The sequence below is a fragment of the Caproiciproducens sp. genome (assembly GCF_053840905.1).
Map to the genome: position 1 here is coordinate 90,623 of NZ_JBNLXQ010000006.1, position 18,488 is coordinate 109,110.

Genomic DNA, 18,488 nt, shown 5'->3' on the forward strand with positions numbered 1-18,488 from the left:
TTGGAATAGGAGGAATTGCAATGGAAAAAAAACAAACCTTTGCGCGGATCATCCTCGCGCTTGTCGGCGTTTTCTGTCTTCTGTTTTGGCTGGGGCTGCTCTTTTACAGTTCTTTCCTGGGCGGCAGCCCGGGCCCCGGCTATGAGAGAAATGTGCCGGCCGCCTATGTCGGTATGATCGCTTCGGGGCTTTTGGGCGCGATCCTGGGTTTGATCGGCGTCGTCACCCGAAAACCCCGGACGCCGCTGTTCGCCGCCGCGTTCGGCATTCTCGGCAGCATCCCGTTTTTCCTGCTGAGCCTGCCCGAAATCGGAATCCTTGCCCTGATTGCTGGAATCGAGCCGCTCTTGGGGCTGTTCACACGAAAAAAAGGCCGTAAGGAAGAAAAGGCCATAGACGGATAACGGAAATTTTGGGGCCCGTTCGGTCGGCAGCGCCGTTTTCGTGTCTTTTCACGCGGCGCAGAATGGAGTGTATGACATGTTAACCTTTGTATTTTCAATGTTTCGAAGCAAACGGTTCTTAATTTGCTTTGGCGTGATTCTTCTGCTGTTTCTCCCGGTTTTCCGGTCCTTCGACTTTAACCTGTTCCTGTCCGTTATCCTGCTGATTGTGATTTTTATCCTGTCCCTGGCGGCGACCGCCGTGGTCAACGCCGTGCGGTCGGTCTCCCACGCGGCGGTCAGCTATTCGCGGGCCGCAAAGCTGGCGGAGGAATTTCCGCAGGCGGCGGAGATCGAAAAGCAGCGCGGGCATCTGATAGTATTGCGTCTTGTTTTTGTCGTTGCGGCCGCCGCGCTGATTATCCTCGGCATCCTGGTCGCTGAGCAGGCAGGCGCTTTTATCGGGGGAATCATCGCCGTACTGTTCTATGTTCTGGTCGTTTTGAAAAAGGAGATCGCGGTACGCGATTCCTTTAAGCAGCTTACCATGCTGGATGCGCTTTCCAAAGCCTTTGAAAACATTGAATTTGACGCCCATAAATGTTTCCCGCAGCAGGAGCTTTTCGATTTGAACCTGATTCAGGGTTTTGACACCATGAGCGGCAACGACTGGATCAGGGCCGAGCGCAAAGGCGTCCCTTTCTGCCGCAGCGACGTCCTTATTCAGGAAGAGCACACAAGGGAAGATTCGGAGGGAAATGAAACGACCACCTACGTCACGACCTTTGAGGGCAGCGTGATGCGGTTTGAGCAGCAGCAGGACTATCCTACGCGGCTGGTGGTGATTACGGAAGGCTTTCCGAACGTCCGCAGCCTTTCCGAAAGCTTCAAAAAGCTGACCGGAAGGGTCAGCGACAGCAGCGTGGAAACCGAGCTGGACGAATTCAACCGCCTGTTCGACGCCTATTCTTCCGATCAGGTGGCGTCCCGTATGATTTTAACGCCGCAGATGATCGAGGGGATGCTTCGCCTGAAGCGCTATGCCAATTACCAGCTGGCGTTTGTGTTTGAAGGGAAATTCCTGTACCTGTTCGTCAGTATGCCCGGCGTCGACAGCTTTGAGCTCTCCGTTTCCAGCGGCAAGTCGGTTCAGGATCAGCAGAAAACGGTAAACGAGCAGGTCGGTCAGATTGCGGGGCTGATCGACAATATGTATTTCAAGGATGCCGCCCGCGTATGAGTCACGCGGCATTCCAATACAGTTTTACCCCGGTCACGGACCCTGCATTTTCCATAAAAATGAATTTTTAAGGAGGCTTCCGAGATGGACGGCATGGATTCTTCAGCGGTAACCATGATGATCGGCATGGCTGTTTCGATTGTGATCTTTATGGTGGGTTTTCTTTTGCGCAGAAATGACAAGAAGCGGATACAGGCGTGCACCGCGCAGACCGACGGTACCGTGAGCGAAATGGTACGCTCAATCAGCACCGACAGCGACGATAACGGAAAAACGCGGAGAAGCTACGTTTATTATCCTGTTTTCACTTACACGGCGGACGGCAGGGAGATCACAAAGACCTCTCGCTCCGGGACCGGAACCCAGCGGTTTCAAAAAGGGCAGGCGGTCACCGTCCGCTATAATCCCGACGACGTCGAGCAGTATTACGTGGTGGAAGACAAAGCCGCCGCGCGGATCAGTATTTACTTTATGGGATTCGGCATCCTGATTTTTGCTCTGCTGATCCTGATGCCCTTCCTTCATTAGCTCTGTTTATCAATCAAAAATTCTCAGGAGGTGTTGTTATGTCGCCCATTCTTTTTTTGGCCATCCCCGTTGTTCTGGTACTGATCTTCGTCATCTGGTGGATTTCCACCGGGAACCGCTTCCGCCGGCTCACCGTCAAAATTGAAGAGAGCGAATCGGGTATCGACGTCGCGCTGACTAAGCGCTACGATACCCTGACCAAGATGATCGACGTCTGCAAAATGTACGCCAAGCATGAAACCGATACCTTTTCCAACGTCATCAACCTGCGCAAAGGCATGAGCATGGCCGAACGCGGCACGGTCAACGGGCAGATGGACGCGCTGTCCGAACGCATCAGCGTGATTGCCGAGGCCTACCCCGAGCTGCGCTCCAGCGAACAGTTCCGCGAGCTGCAGCTGGGTATCCGGGAGGTGGAGGATCACCTTCAGGCTTCGCGCCGGTTTTATAACAGCAACGTGTCGGCCTTCAACCAGCTTCTGGCGTCCTTTCCCAGCAGCGCGGTAGGCGGCCGTCTCAGGATGACGCCGAAAGATTTCTTTGAAGCGGAAACCGGTAAACGGCAGGATGTCAAAATCGGATAGGCATTCCTGCCGGGCAGCAAGGAGGTGCGCGCATGCCCGTTTGGCTGTTGGCGATAACCTTTTCAGTGGGAATCGCGGGAACCGCGTTTTCCCTGACCAAGGCGTTCCGGCGCAGAAAAAGCGGCGCCGGAATGGGGGCGGCGGTGTGCGCCGCGGCCGTTTTCGGTTTGGTGACGGTGCTGTCCGCGCTGTACCTGGCGGCCGCCCTCCTGCTTTTGGGCGGTGTTTCCTGATCGCCGGTCCGACCCCCATGCTTTGGGATAACAGAGTAAAGGAGAGAGAGTTATGAAATCTCAATTACGGAAGCGTATTTTCTCGCTGGCCGTGGCGCTCGCCATGACGGTGCTGGTATGCCTGCCCGCTTCGGCCTATGCGGAAAACTATAAAGACTATATCGCTGTCCAGAAAAACGCGGACTATGTCAAAAACGGAAAGTATTATTTCAGCTACACCTACCAGAATGTCCACGCCACGAAGGATATGGTTTGTTACGCCTCGCTGTACGATTCCGCGGGCAAGGTCGTGGCCACCTGGAAAAAGAGCTCCGTTCCGGTGGAGAGCGGAAAGCAAACCCGGCTCTTCAGCTACGATTTTTCAAAGGTTGCTTCGGGGAAATACACCTTTGCCGTCACCTTCGCAACCGAGATTCTGTTCAGCGACGATACCACCATCTGGACATGGAAATCCTCGGTCAACCATAACGCGAGCAAAATTTCCTTCGCATCCGCCCAACAGATGATGGACAGCAGCGGCACCCTAACCAACAAATTCAACATCAAATGCAGCAGCATCAAGGGCAAGGCCCTGTCCATCCAGATTTTCGACGCGGACGGCAAGCTCCGATATAAAGACACCGGAAAACCGCGCGCCACCAACAACGAGGTAGGGTGGTTCTCCTGGAACGGGTGGCCCTCCGACGGCGGGCTCAAATGCGGGTCGGGGAAGTACACGGTCCGGGTTTCCTATCCGGGCGGCAACCCGATCCAAAAAACCTATAACCTGGAATTTTAAGGGAGGGGGACGAAATCATGAAAAAGTATCTGGCGCTTTTGGGAGCGCTGTTGATCCTGACGTCTGCGGTCACGGGCTGCAAACAAGCGGCTGCGCCGCCGCAGTCCTCGCAGGCGGAGACATCCTCCTCCGGAACGCAGAACGCCGCCCTGGAAGTATGGGAGGCGGTTTCGGGCAGCTTTGTCCGCGACGACTCAAGCCAGTACAACAACGCCGTTCTGCAAATGAAATACCTTTCCGACAGCTGCGCCATGTTTGAATTCAGGTTGATGGAAGGCAGCGAGGCCGAGGATCTTGCCGATTCCCTGGTGCTTCCCGCCGTGCTGCTGGTGGACGGCAGCGGCGTGGGGCGCTATGAATCGCTGCCCGACAGCGGAAAACCGTTTCACATTGATTTTTCGCTCTCCGCGGACGGAAAGCGGGTGACCGTTACCCACCAGGGCGAGATGTCTGTTTCGCCCGACGGCGCCTATACCTTCACCGGCTCAGATCTGGAGGTTTCGGAGGTCTCCGCCGCCGCCATCCTGGATCATCTGCCGACGGCCGCCACCAGCCTGAACCATAACAACGGCGAATACACGCTGCAATATCCCGAGTCGTTGGTCTCCGGCTGGTTCTATCCGGTCAGCGCCACCTTTAACGATACCGGCGCGGTGCTGGCAAAGTTCATCGTCGCAAAGGACCTCAGCGCCGTTTACCGCGTGGATGACGATATCGATCCGGTGCTGATTTTCGGTTCCGCCCAGCCCATGCTGAGCGCCCGTATCGCGCCCGCCCCCAACGACGGATCGTCGGAGGCGCAGGGCGCGCAAAGCGCGCCGTCACCGGAGCAGAAAGACGCCGAGGCCGAGTCGGCCGATCCGGGCGATGAGCTGCCGCTGGTTTCGGTCACTCTCCAGAACAGCGCGCTCCTTACGCCGGGCGAAAGCGACAAACTGATTGCCGTTCTTCCGTGGGAGCTGCCCTACACGCTGACGGCGAAAAGCTCCAAGCCCGAAGTGGCGACGGTCGATGAAACCGGCGCCGTAAAGGCGGTTGCGCCCGGAGAAACCACCCTCTCCGGCACGCTGACCGCCGACGACGGTGAAAAGCCGTTTGAAATCACCCTGACTGTCACGGAGAAGGCGCTGCCGGAGAGCGCGCAGAGCGGGAAGCCGTCGTAACGGCGTTGCTTACCCTCTGCCCTCTCCCGCACGGAAAGCAAAGCGAAAATGAAAAGCTTCTCCAGTCTTACCGGCATCGCCGGCGGTTTCCCGATAAAGAAAATGCGCCCTGACGGATTTTTAAAGCCCCGTCAGGGCGCGTTTTTTGCATGATTTTATGGAGGGGATCCTGCCGCGGCCCCTCTATTTTTTATCCCTCAGCTTTTGGAAAAAATCCGTAAGCAGCAGCGCGCATTCGTCGGCAAGCACGCCGCCCACCAGCTCCGGACTATGGTTGTACGGCAGTTCAAACAGATTTACGACGGAGCCGCAGGAACCGGCTTTCGGGTCCCGCGCGCCGTAAACCACCCTGGGAATCCGCGCGTTGATGATCGCCCCCGCGCACATGGGGCAGGGCTCCAGCGTGACGAACAGCTCGCACTGCCACAGCCGCCAACCGCCCAGCAGCCGGCACGCCCGGTCAATGGCTTCCAGCTCCGCGTGGCAGAGCGCGTTTTTTCCGCTTTCCCGCCGGTTGCGGCCCGTGGCAACGACTTCCCCGTCCTTTACGATCACCGCGCCGACCGGCACCTCGCCCTCCCGCGCCGCCTCCCGCGCGAGAGCCAGCGCCAGGCGCATAAATCGTTCCTCCCTGTCCATATCAGCCCGCGTACAGATATCGGAACGAGGACACAACCGTTAACAGCAGCACCGCCACACCGCCCGGGTTAAAAAACAGCGCGTTCAGCTTTGCGGAAAGCCGAAAATACGGATTTACCCCGTCGCTGTGGAAAAACCGCTTGTCCTTTACCAGCAGATAGACAAAGGAAGCCACCCCCAGCGCCAGAACGACGCCGACCACCGTGTTGTTTACATAATCGGCCATCTGATCCCCGCCGAAGCGCTGCATCATTTCCATCGCGAAGGAAATCCCGTTGTTGAAAAAATGGATCAGGATGGACGGCCACAGGGAATTGGTGCGGACGACCACCAGCGCCATAGCCAGGCCGGCGATAAAGGCAAACACCATCTGTACAAAATTGCCGTGGTACAGCCCGAAAAGAATCGCGGAGCCCACTACCGCGAACCCGTCCCCGTATTTTCTCAGGCTGTGAAGCACCACGCCCCGGAAAAACAGCTCCTCCACCAGCGGCGGAATGACCGCGATCGTAAGGAAATACAGGAACAAAACCGGCGGATCGCCGGTCAGGGGCATCTCCGGCAGCTCGCCGGAAAAGCCGAACCATTTCTCGATTTCCACCACCGCGTTGGCCGGAATATTCGCCAGCATACAGACGGCCGTACCGAAAAAGACGCACGCGCCGATTTTCAGAAACCCGGCCTTCTCAAAGGGCAGCGCACTGCCCAGCGGAATATGCCGCGCGGCGAAAAAAACCAGCGCGGGAGCGGCCAGCCCGACCAGATAGCCCGCCCCGGTCGCAAGATAATAAAGCACCGGCGTAAAGCCCTGAAAATCGCTGTTCGTATAGTCGTGCGTATATCCCACCGCGCGGAGATAGAACACGCAGACATACAGGAAGCCGGTCATCAGGAACATGGCGGCGAGCAGGGTCCAGCAGACCGCGTTGGAGGTTTTCCTCAGGTCGCGCTTGCTGTTCTGGGCTTCCACATAGGGATGCACGTTATCATAAGGGCCGTATTGGGTGTAAGGCGAATTGTTCATTGCTCTCTCCTTTTATCAAAAAAGCCCTCTCCCGCAAGCAGGAAAGAGCGTCTCCTTTTTTAGCAGGTCATTTGAGAAAGAGCGCAGGGCGCGGTTAACATTCTCAAAGATACTGATTGATATTATAACATGTCAGTGATTGTTTGGCAAACATTTTTGTTATACGGAAGTTTTTGGAAAATGCCAGTCCCAGCCCCGGAATCGATCGAATTGCGCATCCCCGAGGACGCCGGATCCCGGCGACAAACCGGGTCGTCTTCAGAAGGACGGCGCGGAGTCTTCATTCATAAAGCTCGCGGTAGATCTTCAGAACCCGGTCCGCGTCCAGCGGAACAAAATTGTTGGCCATCAGGCGGCCCTGCGTCTTCATCACGCTCTCGGTGAACGCGGGAAGGTCGCCCCCGGTCACACCGTACTCGCGCAGCGCCTTTTTGGGCAGGATGTGGTTCAGCAGCTTTTCCAGTTCGTCATAGACGACGTCCGTCCCGCAATCGAGCAGTCCGGCAAGGTAGCGGTTCAACTCCTGAATCGGGCCGTCCGACCGGATTTCCATGTAATTCCTGAGCACTCCGGTAAAGATGGCGTAATTCGATTCGCCGTGCGCGACGTGGTATTTGCTGCCCAGCGGGTAGCTCAGCGCGTGGACGGCCGCGCAGCCCGCCGTGCCGAACGCGATGCCAGCGTAATTGCTCGCGGTCAGGAAATCGTCCAGCAGCGGCCTGCGCGCCTCGGGCCCCTTCTCGGCGATGACCTGATAGCCCCTGAGAATCATTTCGATCGCCCGGTAGCCGAACAGCTGCGTGTAGGAGGTCGCCTTCGGGGAAAGGCTGGATTCCACCGCGTGTACCAGCGCGTCGATCGAGCTGGCGGCAAACACGGAAAACGGCAGCCCGCTGAGAAGCTCCGGAATCAGCACGGCGCTGTCGGCGTACATATGATCCGATACAAGCCCCATTTTCGTACCGATGCGGGTGCGGTTGATGATGGCGATATTCGTCACCTCGCTGCCGGTGCCGCAGGTGGTCGGGACGATGACCAATTCACGTTTCTTGCTCAAATCGTTCATACGGTCGTAAAGCCCGTCCACCCGTTCCCCGTCCGCGACGGCGAGGACCTTGGCGATATCGATGATGGTGCCGCCGCCGATGGCGATCACGCGTTTGCTGCCGGTTTTTTCCGCTTCCGCAAGAATCGCGTCCACCATGGCGTCCGTCGGCTCCCCCGAACCGTATTTTTCCTGAAAAACGGTATGCGCCGGCAAATGCAGACCGCCGAAGCAGGGGGTATAGATGTATTCGTTTGTCAGGATCAGGTCGTCCGCATTCAGTCCGAACGTCTCGGCAAACTCCTTCGCGGTACGGAATTTATGTAACGCGGGCTTTAATATAATCTGTTGCATCATTCTTCTCCTTGTTATAATAGTCATAGGCGGACAAAGCCCTGTTTTACTGGCCGCGCCTCAAGGCGCCTGGCGTTATCTCGCGCTTGCAGCGACACTTTTCTTCCCTGCCCCTCCCGCACAAAAAACATTGTGAAACTTGAAAGCATTCCGGTGCGGAAAGGGATTAAGGAGGGCTCTCACCCGCAAGCAGGAAAGAGCGCCTCCTTTTTTAGCAGGCCGGCTGAATATAGCGCCGCCGGGCGGCAAAGGAAACAAAAATCGCCGGACCCGGGCGCAGTTCTACATCCACAGGGCGCGTGACCGTATTTCCTGCTGCGATCAGCAGAAAATCAGCCGGTTTGTGTTCACTTTGTTCTATTTAATATTTTATCCCGAATGAGCGATAAATACAAGGAGGCGTTATGTCGGATAATATTATTTGACTGTTCGGATTCCTTCCATATGGTGTACGGCATAATATGCCCCCATTAAGCCAGCTGTGTTTCCAAGCTGTGCAGGCAGTAGTTTGATGCCGCGGTAACTGGGCATAATCAGCGAAGGAAGTAAGGCGCGAAGTTGTTCGATAACATAAGGTTCTTTCATAATACCTCCGCCCAGGACAATGCCCTGTGGGTCAAAAATTTGTGTGAGCCCGGCTAAGCCGGAAGCTATCTCATCAATCCACAAGTCGATGATTTTTTTAATGGAAGGGTTCCCTTCTCTCAGTTCACAAAAAATCTGTCTCCCATCCATATTGCATCCCAGTTGTTGTTCGACAGAACGAACCAAAGCGCCAGTTGAGGCATAGCTTTCGTAGCAGCCACATTGGCCGCAGGTGCAGGGCAATCCATTTTTGTGACTCACAAAGTGACCAAACTCACCGGCGCTGCCGTGCGTACCGATGTAGAGTTCCCCGTCTATGATGATAGCACCGCCAATTCCGGTACCGTAGGTGAGACACAGAAAATTCCTGAGACCCTTAGCCGCACCAAAATGTGCTTCCCCCAAGGCCGCCGCGTTAACATCATTTTCCACAGACACTGGGAGCACATATTCCTTTTCTATGATTTCTTTAACTTTCATGCCGCTGTAATTCGGTAGGTTGTCCGTTGCAAAAAGGATGCTCCCCGTACGGTTGTCAACCTGCCCGCATGTGCTAATGCCGATCCTGCAATAACCTTGCATCGAATCAAGCAGGGCAATCACTTTTTTTATAACGGCAGGGCCGCCTGCGGCGGCGTCAGTGGGCACCTCTGCGGAAGTAATTATTTTGTCTGTTCCGGGATCAATTAAGCCGTATTTGATATTTGTGCCGCCTATGTCAACAACAGCCGTATAGTCCATTGTCATTCCCACCCGTCAACGATTTAAAACGGAGGTGAATCGCCGAGTGATTTCCAGAGGTCGGGTGATGGCGCCGCCTACGACAGCGCACCATGCGCCCGCGTCCAGAACCTGACGTAATTGCTCGGGATAATGGATGCCTCCTTCTGCGATGATTGGTACATGTACGGTTTGCGCCAGCTTCGTAATCATTGCAACATCCGGCAGGCTGGTTCCCTTGGTATAGGGAGTGTAACCCGCCATTGTGGTCCCGACACAATCGAATCCGATTTCCTGCGCATGAAGCGCTTCCTCAAAACAGGAACAATCCGCCATGAAAGTCATTTGCGGGTATCTTTGACGCACCGCCGCAAAAATCTCATCCAGTGATTTCCGGCCGGTTCGCATACGCCTTGTTGCGTCCATTGCAATGATATCGGCACCGACGCTGACCAATGCGTCGACTTCTGTTTCTGTAGGTGTAATATACACATCGCTATCCGGATATTCCTGTTTAATGATTCCAATAATGGGTAAGTCAACTGCTTTTTTGATTTCTGCAATATCAGCAACCGTGTTGGCACGAATTCCGCATGCACCACCCTGCATGGCGGCAAAAGCCATCCGCGACATGATATAGGAACTGTACAACGGTTCCTGCGGCAGGGCTTGGCATGAAACGATCAGGCCGCCTTTCAATTTTTCAAACAAAGATTTATTATCCATATCTTTTTTCTCCTTTATAACGATTTTTTCAATCTGTCCTTTGTACGGGATGCCAATAAAAATCCCTGTTCTTTGCAAATATGAAAGGCACAGATCATTGATAAAACGACTTTGCTTTTTTGCTATTCAGCTTTGCATACCATTGCCCCGTTTTGAATGGAGATTTTATATCTGTGGTCAAAAGCCGGGTCTGTTTGAGGATAATCTTCCCTAAAATGAGAGCCTCTGCTTTCTTTGCGGTTTTTCATGGCGGCAAGCAGCGCTTCAGAAAGAACCAGAAATCGATGCGCTTGCATGGCCGCGGAAATTTGCTCTGCGGTTCCGAAGAAAGCCATGGCGTTATATTGCTTTCGCAGCTGCTGTATGCGGTCAGTGGCTTGCGTCAGGCCATCCTCAGTTCTCAGAATATTGGCGTAAATCCACATTTCTTTTTTGATAGCGGCGATTATCTCTTGCGGCAAAAGGCTTTGGCTGACTGAAGAAGAATAGGTGTCTTCCAAAAGCTGGCTCAGTTCTGCTCCGGAAATATCGGTATAGCTGTTTTTTGTTTGTTTGGCGTAGGCGCAGGCAGATTCTGCGGCCAAATATCCGAAAACGAGGCAGCTCCCCGTGGCGTTGCCGCCAAGCCGGTCGGCACCATGAATACCGCCGGCAGCTTCGCCACAGGCAAACAGTCCTTTTATCTTCGTCTCACAGTGATGATCCACAAAAATTCCGCCGTTTGCCGCATGGAAAAACGGAGCAATGGTAATCTTTGTATTGCAAAGGTCAACACGGGGTACATTTTTCAGCCATTCCAGATAGTTGACGACATAGTCCCGGGTGTCGTTGTAAATTTCCGGCGAATACTGAATTTCCATCCCATCAGTGTGCTGTTCTTTCAAACAGGCTTTCATCAAAGCAATATCAAAATACTTGGAAAGATCCATGCTTGTAAACGGACCGTGGGATGCCCGCATGCGCAGACATTCGGCGTAATCCTGGGGATTGGGAAGCAACTCCCGGAGAATTTCCGTCCCGTTTTGGTCAACCAGCTTGTCGCAGTAATCCAGCGTACCCTCCCGAAACACAATTTTGTACACCGGTTCAATAAAGCCGGGAATGAACTGGTTGAATTCAAGATTGATCAGCTCGGCGCCCGCTTCCAGTGCGAGCACATGACCGTCACCCGCAACATCCGGGCTGTTCAGGTTGTGCTCGTAAAGTGCGCCGAAGCCGCCGGTTGCGAAAATAACGGACGAACACGCAACATATTCAAAAACTGATTGCTGCTTGTCAAACAACAAAATCCCTTTTACTTTTTTGCTTTGGCCCGGCCCTTTATTCGTTACAATGGTCGCCGCTTCGGCTTTTTCCCTGACGGTAATATTGGGGGTCCCCGCAAATATTTTTTTCACGCGTATACGAATTTTTGGCCAGTCGGTCCAGAAATACAGACTGTGCGGATGGTTGGCAAAGCAGGCCAATTTCGGGTCAGGCAGCTTTTTATACTCGATTCCCATTTCAGGAAATTCGGTGATGCGGTCATTGATATGGTCAATATAATATTGATTCATCACAGGGTCGTTCATTTTATAGCTGCAGTCTGCAATATCCTGCATGAAAACGGCTTTATCCGCTTCATCAATGACGGCCTGACAGTGGAGGGTGTCCATAAGCGTATAAAAGCTTGAACCGGAGCAAAGCGCCGACTTTGTACAAACGAGCACGGAACTTCCTTTATTCGCCGCGGTGACGGCAGCCTTGATCCCTGCAAGGCCGGCGCCGACTACAACCACATCATAAAATTTATTACTTTTTACAATATTCATATGTAAAATGATAAATCATCGCTTGATGATACTCTTCATAATCGTGTTTGTAAAGTGCGTTCATGATTCGTTCGTGCTTGTCAATCGTGATATCCATAGCGTTGGGCTTGATTTTTTGCGTGTAGTATTTATCATACGCCCAGAAAAAGTCAATGATGGAAGACAGCAGAACATTATCCACGCGTGAGAACATGGTTTTATGAAAAAGCGCATCGGCCTTTGCAAAGTCAATACCCAAAGATTTGTGTTCTTTATTTATTTCGGTGTTGTGGCTTTTCATGATTTTAACTTGCTCGGCCATAATGGTGATTTCCGCATTGCTCAAAGTGTTAAAGGCTTTCTCATCAAACCCGATTTCAAGCACATGGCGAAGTTCCTCAACATACTCTTTTATAGCGCGGTCGTTGGTTACGTTTACATGAGAAATCAATGCTGACATAAAAAAATCTGAATTGAACTCGCGAATGATAATTCCAACACCGGGCTTGGAATTTACAATGCCTGTAATTTCCAGTGATTTAATGGCTTCCCGCAGTACATTGCGGCTCACGCCCAGCGAACTGCACATCTCCATTTCGGTGGGCAATTTGTCTCCCGGCTGCAGATCTTTATCTTTAATATACTTTTTGATTTCATCGTACACTTGTAGGTAAAGTTTTTTTGATTTCAGGTTTTTCATTTTATCATGTGTAACCATAATGCTAACCTCACTCTTCAAACAATGATTGTACTACAAAGTAATACTACTTCACAGTATATTACCAATAAAACAATTAGTCAATCCATTATTTTATTATTTCAAAGCATACACCCAGCTTTATTTGTTTTATACAAACAAAATTATTAATAAAATATAAAAATTTTAGTTGACATCATGTAATTTATTTTGTATGATAAATTCATTCCAGATCAATTTGTATTACAAAGTACAAATAAAAATGTCAAGGGGGAAAAGTTATGAAATTGAAAAGAGCAGTCAGTCTGCTGTGCATAGCTGCAATGGTAATATCCACATTGTCGGCATGCGGCAGCAAGACAACGCAAGAACCTTCCGGCTCACAGGCTCTTGTGTCCACCACGTCAGAAAAGAGCAGTCAAGAGCTTGGCACGCCGTTGGCCGATATAAGAGTAAGGCAGGCTCTTGCATATGCAATTGACATGAAGAGCATTATCGACACCCTGTTCAACGGCAAAGCGGAGGTTGCAAAAAGCTTTACAGCCCCCGGCGACTGGCTGAATGCCGGTATTCCTACATACGAATACAATCCGGAAAAATCGAAAGAGCTTTTAAAGGAAGCAGCTTGGCCGTCAGATTACACTCTGGACGTTGTTTACTACTATGATGACCAGCAAACCGTAGATCTCATGACAATTATAGGTCAGTATTGGGCGGCTGTTGGTGTGAAGTCACAGTTCAGGAAACTGGAAGGCGATCTGGCGTCACAGTTGTGGATTCCTCCGACGGATCGTGTAAACGGGCCTTCCAGCGTTAAGTGGGATCTTGCCTATGCCGCTGTTGCCGCTTTGACCGAATCAGAATTTTACAACAGGTTCGCTTCCACCGCTTCCAACAACTCTTCTGTTCCGAAGCAGGAAGGGCTGGATAAACTGATTGCAGATTCCAATTCCACAATGGACACAAATGCGCAGAAGAAGGCTTTTGGTGAAATTCAGCAGTTTGTTGCCGAAAAAGAGCTGGCGATGCCGCTTTATCACCAGGTATGCTTCATCTATACCAGCAAAAATCTGGATACGGCCGGTATAAAATATGGCAATGACCAGTTTTCCTATGAAAAAAAGATTCTTGACTGGAAGATTAGCCGTAGCGACAAAACACTTTATACCAACGGCGGTCCGCAGGAGTTCTTCTGGTATCCGATGGTGAATCCCGGTTATATGATCAACACCGAGCTTGTGTTTGACAAGCTGATCAATGCAGATGAAAACCTTAACCCCACCGACGGCATGCTGGCCCAAAGCTACAAGGTCAGCGAAGATTCCAAATCCATTGAATTTGTAATGAGAGACGGTCTGAAGTGGCATGACGGCAAGCCGCTGACAGCGGACGACGTTAAGTTTACCCTTCAGCTGATGTTGAAGGCCCCCGGCACAAACGCTGTTGCCTCGGGAGTGGTAAACGATATCACCGGCGCCAAGGACTACATCGACGGAAAAACCAAGGACCTTGCAGGCGTAGTGGTGGACGGAAACAAAGTTACCGTAAAATTCGACACCGTAGCGGCAAATGCGCTTCAGGTGTTTTCCCAGTGGCCCATTCTTCCTAAGCATTGTCTGGAAAATGCCAACCCCGCAGCCCTTCAGCAGGATCCTTTCTGGCAGAAGCCCATTGGCTCCGGTCCATACAAGGTGGATCAGGTTGTGATGAACAACTATGCTACCCTGAAGAGATGGGATGGCTATTATAAGACTGGTACCGGTAACATTGAAACCATCTACATGTTTGCAAGCGGCGAAAATGATGCGAACCTCGTAAAAAATGCGGGCGCCGGAAAGATCGACTACGCATGGTCCAAGTCAACTGACGATGCAAAGGCCATCGAAGCCATGCCTGGCATGAAGATGGATGCGGTCAACATCCGTTATACAAGATGTTTCTATATCAATCAGTTCCCACACGAAGCAAATATAAAGTAAACCTGTAAAGAAACTGCACAAACGGTGAACCTAAAAGGTTCACCGTTTGTAATGGGAGGGGTAAGTAATTGGCATCCTATACGCTTAGAAAAATTCTGTCTCTCATTCCCATGGCACTTATTATCAGCTTTCTGATTTATCTTGGAATTGAATTAATGCCTGGTGATGCGGTTGACTTTTTAATTCCGCCGGATGCGCTGTCTACCATGTCGGCAAATCAGTTGAATGAAATGAGAAATTCACTGGGTTTGAACGACCCGTTTATGCTTCGATATTTAAAATGGCTTGGCGGTATTCTGCACGGGGATTTCGGCTATTCTCTGCAGTCGGGCGTTCCCGTAGCCGAAATTATGAAAAACCATTTGCCGGCAACGCTGGAATTGTCGGTTGCCGCTTTGATTATGTCCTCCATTTTCGGCGTTCTGTTCGGCGTAATCAGCGCTTTGAAAAAGGGAAGCTTTACCGATCAGATTTTAAACGTAATCGGTATGATCGGTGTTGCCATTCCACAGTTTTTACTCGGTCTGATCTGCATCAATGCGTTTGCGCTGCACAGCAGCATCCTTCCTGTCGGCGGGCGCATGGCGTATGAGGGCCAGAACTTTTTTGAGCGTCTGCCGTATCTGGTCATGCCTGCCACGGTGCTGGGCTTTTCCATGACTGCCGGCGTAATGCGCTACGCGCGCGGCAGCATGCTGGATTCCATGGGAAAAGATTACATGAAAACCGCGCGGTCCAAAGGTATTCCGGAATGGCGCGTAAACCTGATACACGGCTTGCGCGCGGCGTTGACCCCTGTGGTGATTCTGATTGGTTTCCGCCTCCCCATGCTGATTGGAGGCGCAGTGGTTGTAGAAGAAGTATTTCAGTGGCCGGGTATAGGGGGGTTGTTCATCAAAGCGGTAAGAGCCCAGAACACACCGCTGGTAATGATGATCGGATTTTTCTCAGTGCTAATCGTTCTTGTTTCCAGTATCATTGTCGATATTGTTACTGCGATGCTGGATCCGAGAGTCAAGTTAAGCTAAGGAGGTGCAAGATGAAAAATTCATTGGATAAACAGATGGATCATATCCTCGCGCGCGAAGAATCCGGCAAAGTGAAAAAGCGCGTCCAGAGTCGTGTGATGCGCAAAATGTTTGCAAACAGGCTTTCCATTGCCGGACTCATCATTTTTTTCATTATCGTATTTGCCAGCATCGCTGCACCTTTATTAACCCCGTATTCCTCTACGAAAGTGGATTTAAGAAGCATTTTAATGCCGCCCTCCGCAACCCATATTCTTGGAACCGACAAAATCGGCCGCGATATTTTCTCCAGAATTTTGTACAGTGGAAGGGTGTCCATTTCTGTAGGCCTCGGGTCTGCGTTGATTGCCACATTTGTCGGCGTCTCTCTGGGTACAATCGCGGGTTATAAGGGTGGGCTTTTGGACGGTATTGTAATGAAAGTGTCGGAAATTCTGCTGGCCTTCCCACAGATGATTTTGGTGCTGATTCTTGTCACCATTACAGGGCAAAGCATGTGGAACCTGGTTTTTATTTTTTCAATCACGGGTTGGCCAACCATGTATCGTATGGCACGTTCCCAAATGCTTTCGCTGCGTGAGGAGGAATACGTTCAAGCGCTCAAGGCGTTCGGTATCGGCTCGTTGCGAATTGCCTTTGTACATATCCTGCCCAATGCGATCGGTCCCATCTTTGTGAACATTACATTATCCACCGCAATGTTCATTTTGCAGGAAACCTCCCTGAGCTTTTTGGGGCTTGGCGTTCCGCTTGAAGTTGCAACATGGGGCAATATTTTGAATGCAGCTCAGGACATTACAATTTTGCGCGACGCCTGGTGGGTGTGGCTTCCGACCGGGATCATTGTTACGCTTTTTGTAATCAGCATTAACTTTATCGGCGATGGCTTACGTGATGCAACTGACCCATCGCAGATTGGTTAGGGGGGCAGTGTATGGAAAACGAGGCAGTAGTACGCGTAAAAGATCTTCACGTGAGTTTTTATAACAACAACCGGTGTAACAAAGTAATTCGCGGCGTGAATTTTGAGCTGAAAAAAAGTAGGATTATGTGCATTGTAGGAGAAAGCGGCTGCGGAAAATCTGTGACCGCGAATTCCATCATGGGGCTTTTACCGGATTTGTCGAGAATTGAACAGGGAGAAATCCACTTTTATGATAAAGGAAAAGATATTGAAATTGATCAGCTCCCACGAAAAGGTGCCGCCATGCGAAAAATACGGGGGGAAGGAATCTCGATGATTTTTCAGGACCCCATGACTGCGCTGAATCCCGTGTTTACGGTGGGCTACCAGATCAACGAGGCATTATTGTACCACAATCGCGCAAAAAACAAAGCGGAAGCCAGCGAAATTTCGATTCAGTTGCTGAAGGACATGGGAATCCCGCTTCCTGAAAAGCGTGTGAAGGAATATCCACATCAATTTTCCGGAGGCATGTGCCAGCGCGCAATGATTGCCATGGCGATGAGCTGTCGGCCCAAGGTGCTGATTGCCGACGAGCCCACAACTGCTTTGGATGTTACCATTCAGGCGCAGATTTTTGAGCTGATGCTTGATTTGAAAGACAACAATGATACGGCAATTTTGTTGATTACCCACGATATGGGCGTTGTTGCGGAGCTTGCCGATGACGTTGCTGTAATGTATATGGGCAACATCGTTGAAAGCGGCGATGCGCGCTTAGTGTTTACTCACCCTTCCCATCCTTACACAAAAGCGCTTCTCGATTCCATCCCCGTGCTTGGCAGGGGAAAAGATCAGCAGCTGGAGCCCATCCGGGGTTCGACGCCGGATCCATACAACAGGCCAAAGGGCTGCCAGTTTGCTCCCCGATGCAGTTACGCCACGCCGGAGTGTGAATTGAAGATGCCCGATGAGGCTTTTGTGGAACCGGGTCATATGTGCCGTTGCCACCACGATCTTTTAAAGAATGGAGGACTCAAATAATGGCAGAAAACAAACAGGAAAAAGAAGTCCTCATTTCTATAAAGGGGTTAAAAACATATTACCCCGTTAAAAAAGGGGTTTTTCGCAGAACGGCTGGTTATGTAAAAGCCATAGACGATGTGAGCTTTGATATCTACAGGGGAGAAATTCTTGGGGTTGTAGGTGAATCCGGCTGCGGAAAAACGACCATGGGGAAAAGCATTCTCCGTCTGATTGAGCCTTACGGAGGGCAGGTTCTCTACTCGTTCCCCGACGGCAGAAAAGATATTTTCTCAATGCCGAAAAAAGAGTTGGACGCCGCCAGGAAGAAAATGCAGATCGTGTTTCAAAATCCCTATTCTTCGCTAAATCCTTCCTTTACTATTTTCGGAACGATGCAGGAGCCGCTGATTAGGTTCGGTATGAAGAGCAAAAAGGAACGAAAAGAAAAAATCGCCTCTTTACTGCAGGACGTCAACCTTCCTCCTGAGTATATGGAACGGTACCCGAATGAATTTTCCGGCGGTCAGCGGCAGAGAATCGGCATCGCGCGCGCACTTTCAGTGGATCCCGAGTTTGTTGTGTGCGACGAGGCCGTGTCGGCTCTTGACGTTTCCATTCAGGCACAGGTTCTGAAGCTTTTAAAGGAGCTGAAAGAAAAGAAGAATCTGACTTATATGTTTATTACGCACGACCTGTCAGTAGTGGAATACATCAGCGACCGCATCGTGGTAATGTACCTGGGCCATATTGTTGAAATGGCCGAAACGCAAGAATTGTTTGAAAACACGCTGCACCCGTACACGGAGGCTTTGCTAAGCGCAATTCCTGTGGCTGATATCGACAAGCGCCGTAAGCGAATCCCGCTTCAGGGCGATGTTCCAAGCCCTGTAAATCCACCGAGCGGATGTCCCTTTCACCCCCGTTGCCCCAAATGCACCGAAATCTGTAAAACAGAAATCCCGCAAGCAAAAACAATTATCAGAAACGGACAAGAGCATATGGTTTGCTGCCACCTGGCAGAAAACTTAAAGTAAATATAATTAAGATTAGGAGACTGCATAA

Annotated in this window: 19 protein-coding genes; 12 read left to right on the forward strand and 7 right to left on the reverse strand. The window is 51.3% G+C overall.

The window, feature by feature from the left end; genetic code table 11:
- Window positions 1-20: 20 nt before the first annotated feature.
- From ACQGQ5_RS07790 to ACQGQ5_RS07820, 7 genes are all read left to right on the forward strand, one after another.
- Window positions 21-404, forward strand: coding sequence for a hypothetical protein (locus ACQGQ5_RS07790; protein ID WP_455735962.1), 384 nt, complete (start codon window positions 21-23; stop codon window positions 402-404).
- A 76-nt stretch (window positions 405-480) separates the two neighbouring features.
- Window positions 481-1,623, forward strand: a complete 1,143-nt coding sequence (locus ACQGQ5_RS07795) for a DUF3137 domain-containing protein (RefSeq protein WP_455735963.1) — start codon at window positions 481-483, stop codon at window positions 1,621-1,623.
- An 84-nt stretch (window positions 1,624-1,707) separates the two neighbouring features.
- A complete protein-coding gene (locus ACQGQ5_RS07800) occupies window positions 1,708-2,151 on the forward strand; it encodes a DUF3592 domain-containing protein (RefSeq protein WP_455735964.1) in 444 nt (147 codons plus the stop codon).
- A 38-nt stretch (window positions 2,152-2,189) separates the two neighbouring features.
- On the forward strand, window positions 2,190-2,735 hold the full coding sequence (locus ACQGQ5_RS07805; RefSeq protein ID WP_455735965.1) for a LemA family protein: 546 nt from the start codon (window positions 2,190-2,192) through the stop codon (window positions 2,733-2,735).
- 32 nt (window positions 2,736-2,767) lie between these two features.
- Window positions 2,768-2,968 carry a hypothetical protein gene (locus tag ACQGQ5_RS07810; protein WP_455735966.1) on the forward strand — a complete coding sequence of 67 codons (201 nt, stop codon included), beginning with the start codon at window positions 2,768-2,770 and terminating at the stop codon, window positions 2,966-2,968.
- A gap of 52 nt (window positions 2,969-3,020) precedes the next feature.
- Window positions 3,021-3,746 carry a hypothetical protein gene (locus ACQGQ5_RS07815; RefSeq protein WP_455735967.1) on the forward strand — a complete coding sequence of 242 codons (726 nt, stop codon included), beginning with the start codon at window positions 3,021-3,023 and terminating at the stop codon, window positions 3,744-3,746.
- Between the two features lie 17 nt (window positions 3,747-3,763).
- Window positions 3,764-4,909 carry an Ig-like domain-containing protein gene (locus tag ACQGQ5_RS07820; RefSeq protein ID WP_455735968.1) on the forward strand — a complete coding sequence of 382 codons (1,146 nt, stop codon included), beginning with the start codon at window positions 3,764-3,766 and terminating at the stop codon, window positions 4,907-4,909.
- Window positions 4,910-5,092: 183 nt separating this feature from the next.
- Here ACQGQ5_RS07820 and tadA read toward each other — a convergent pair whose 3' ends face one another.
- From tadA to ACQGQ5_RS07855, 7 genes are all read right to left on the reverse strand, one after another.
- Window positions 5,093-5,548, reverse strand: coding sequence for a tRNA adenosine(34) deaminase TadA (gene tadA, locus ACQGQ5_RS07825; RefSeq protein WP_455735969.1), 456 nt, complete (start codon window positions 5,546-5,548; stop codon window positions 5,093-5,095).
- Window position 5,549: 1 nt separating this feature from the next.
- Window positions 5,550-6,572, reverse strand: a complete 1,023-nt coding sequence (locus ACQGQ5_RS07830; RefSeq protein WP_455735970.1) for a CPBP family intramembrane glutamic endopeptidase — start codon at window positions 6,570-6,572, stop codon at window positions 5,550-5,552.
- A gap of 280 nt (window positions 6,573-6,852) precedes the next feature.
- A complete protein-coding gene (locus ACQGQ5_RS07835; protein ID WP_455735971.1) occupies window positions 6,853-7,971 on the reverse strand; it encodes a 4-hydroxybutyrate dehydrogenase in 1,119 nt (372 codons plus the stop codon).
- 417 nt (window positions 7,972-8,388) lie between these two features.
- Complete coding sequence (locus ACQGQ5_RS07840; protein WP_455735972.1) at window positions 8,389-9,297, reverse strand: ROK family protein; 909 nt, start codon at window positions 9,295-9,297, stop codon at window positions 8,389-8,391.
- 15 nt (window positions 9,298-9,312) lie between these two features.
- Window positions 9,313-10,002, reverse strand: coding sequence for an N-acetylmannosamine-6-phosphate 2-epimerase (locus ACQGQ5_RS07845; RefSeq protein ID WP_455735973.1), 690 nt, complete (start codon window positions 10,000-10,002; stop codon window positions 9,313-9,315).
- A gap of 122 nt (window positions 10,003-10,124) precedes the next feature.
- Window positions 10,125-11,813, reverse strand: coding sequence for an FAD-binding protein (locus tag ACQGQ5_RS07850; protein ID WP_455735974.1), 1,689 nt, complete (start codon window positions 11,811-11,813; stop codon window positions 10,125-10,127).
- Window positions 11,794-12,510, reverse strand: a complete 717-nt coding sequence (locus ACQGQ5_RS07855) for a FadR/GntR family transcriptional regulator (protein ID WP_455735975.1) — start codon at window positions 12,508-12,510, stop codon at window positions 11,794-11,796. Before ACQGQ5_RS07855 ends, ACQGQ5_RS07850 begins: the two co-directional genes overlap by 20 nt.
- A 260-nt stretch (window positions 12,511-12,770) precedes the next feature.
- Between ACQGQ5_RS07855 and ACQGQ5_RS07860 the strand changes: the two genes are divergently transcribed.
- The 5 genes from ACQGQ5_RS07860 to ACQGQ5_RS07880 all read left to right on the forward strand — a co-directional run bounded on the left by ACQGQ5_RS07860 (window position 12,771) and on the right by ACQGQ5_RS07880 (window position 18,460).
- On the forward strand, window positions 12,771-14,468 hold the full coding sequence (locus tag ACQGQ5_RS07860; protein ID WP_455735976.1) for an ABC transporter substrate-binding protein: 1,698 nt from the start codon (window positions 12,771-12,773) through the stop codon (window positions 14,466-14,468).
- Window positions 14,469-14,536: 68 nt separating this feature from the next.
- On the forward strand, window positions 14,537-15,496 hold the full coding sequence (locus ACQGQ5_RS07865) for an ABC transporter permease (protein ID WP_455735977.1): 960 nt from the start codon (window positions 14,537-14,539) through the stop codon (window positions 15,494-15,496).
- Window positions 15,497-15,507: 11 nt separating this feature from the next.
- Window positions 15,508-16,419 (forward strand): ABC transporter permease, encoded by a 912-nt coding sequence (locus tag ACQGQ5_RS07870; RefSeq protein WP_455735978.1) that lies wholly within the window; start codon window positions 15,508-15,510, stop codon window positions 16,417-16,419.
- An 11-nt stretch (window positions 16,420-16,430) separates the two neighbouring features.
- On the forward strand, window positions 16,431-17,444 hold the full coding sequence (locus tag ACQGQ5_RS07875; protein ID WP_455735979.1) for an ABC transporter ATP-binding protein: 1,014 nt from the start codon (window positions 16,431-16,433) through the stop codon (window positions 17,442-17,444).
- Complete coding sequence (locus ACQGQ5_RS07880; RefSeq protein WP_455735980.1) at window positions 17,444-18,460, forward strand: ABC transporter ATP-binding protein; 1,017 nt, start codon at window positions 17,444-17,446, stop codon at window positions 18,458-18,460. Before ACQGQ5_RS07875 ends, ACQGQ5_RS07880 begins: the two co-directional genes overlap by 1 nt.
- The last annotated feature ends 28 nt before the right edge of the window (window positions 18,461-18,488 follow it).

Coding starts and splice junctions, on each gene's coding strand:
- ACQGQ5_RS07810 (WP_455735966.1), top strand. CDS start 2,768: ATGCCCGTTTGGCTGTTGGCGATAACCTTTTCAGTGGGAATCGCGGGA.
- ACQGQ5_RS07820 (WP_455735968.1), top strand. CDS start 3,764: ATGAAAAAGTATCTGGCGCTTTTGGGAGCGCTGTTGATCCTGACGTCT.
- ACQGQ5_RS07830 (WP_455735970.1), bottom strand. CDS start 6,572: ATGAACAATTCGCCTTACACCCAATACGGCCCTTATGATAACGTGCAT.
- ACQGQ5_RS07870 (WP_455735978.1), top strand. CDS start 15,508: ATGAAAAATTCATTGGATAAACAGATGGATCATATCCTCGCGCGCGAA.
- ACQGQ5_RS07850 (WP_455735974.1), bottom strand. CDS start 11,813: ATGAATATTGTAAAAAGTAATAAATTTTATGATGTGGTTGTAGTCGGC.
- ACQGQ5_RS07840 (WP_455735972.1), bottom strand. CDS start 9,297: ATGGACTATACGGCTGTTGTTGACATAGGCGGCACAAATATCAAATAC.
- ACQGQ5_RS07880 (WP_455735980.1), top strand. CDS start 17,444: ATGGCAGAAAACAAACAGGAAAAAGAAGTCCTCATTTCTATAAAGGGG.
- ACQGQ5_RS07815 (WP_455735967.1), top strand. CDS start 3,021: ATGAAATCTCAATTACGGAAGCGTATTTTCTCGCTGGCCGTGGCGCTC.
- ACQGQ5_RS07835 (WP_455735971.1), bottom strand. CDS start 7,971: ATGCAACAGATTATATTAAAGCCCGCGTTACATAAATTCCGTACCGCG.
- ACQGQ5_RS07805 (WP_455735965.1), top strand. CDS start 2,190: ATGTCGCCCATTCTTTTTTTGGCCATCCCCGTTGTTCTGGTACTGATC.
- ACQGQ5_RS07790 (WP_455735962.1), top strand. CDS start 21: ATGGAAAAAAAACAAACCTTTGCGCGGATCATCCTCGCGCTTGTCGGC.
- ACQGQ5_RS07860 (WP_455735976.1), top strand. CDS start 12,771: ATGAAATTGAAAAGAGCAGTCAGTCTGCTGTGCATAGCTGCAATGGTA.
- ACQGQ5_RS07845 (WP_455735973.1), bottom strand. CDS start 10,002: ATGGATAATAAATCTTTGTTTGAAAAATTGAAAGGCGGCCTGATCGTT.
- ACQGQ5_RS07795 (WP_455735963.1), top strand. CDS start 481: ATGTTAACCTTTGTATTTTCAATGTTTCGAAGCAAACGGTTCTTAATT.
- ACQGQ5_RS07855 (WP_455735975.1), bottom strand. CDS start 12,510: ATGGTTACACATGATAAAATGAAAAACCTGAAATCAAAAAAACTTTAC.
- ACQGQ5_RS07800 (WP_455735964.1), top strand. CDS start 1,708: ATGGACGGCATGGATTCTTCAGCGGTAACCATGATGATCGGCATGGCT.
- tadA (WP_455735969.1), bottom strand. CDS start 5,548: ATGGACAGGGAGGAACGATTTATGCGCCTGGCGCTGGCTCTCGCGCGG.
- ACQGQ5_RS07875 (WP_455735979.1), top strand. CDS start 16,431: ATGGAAAACGAGGCAGTAGTACGCGTAAAAGATCTTCACGTGAGTTTT.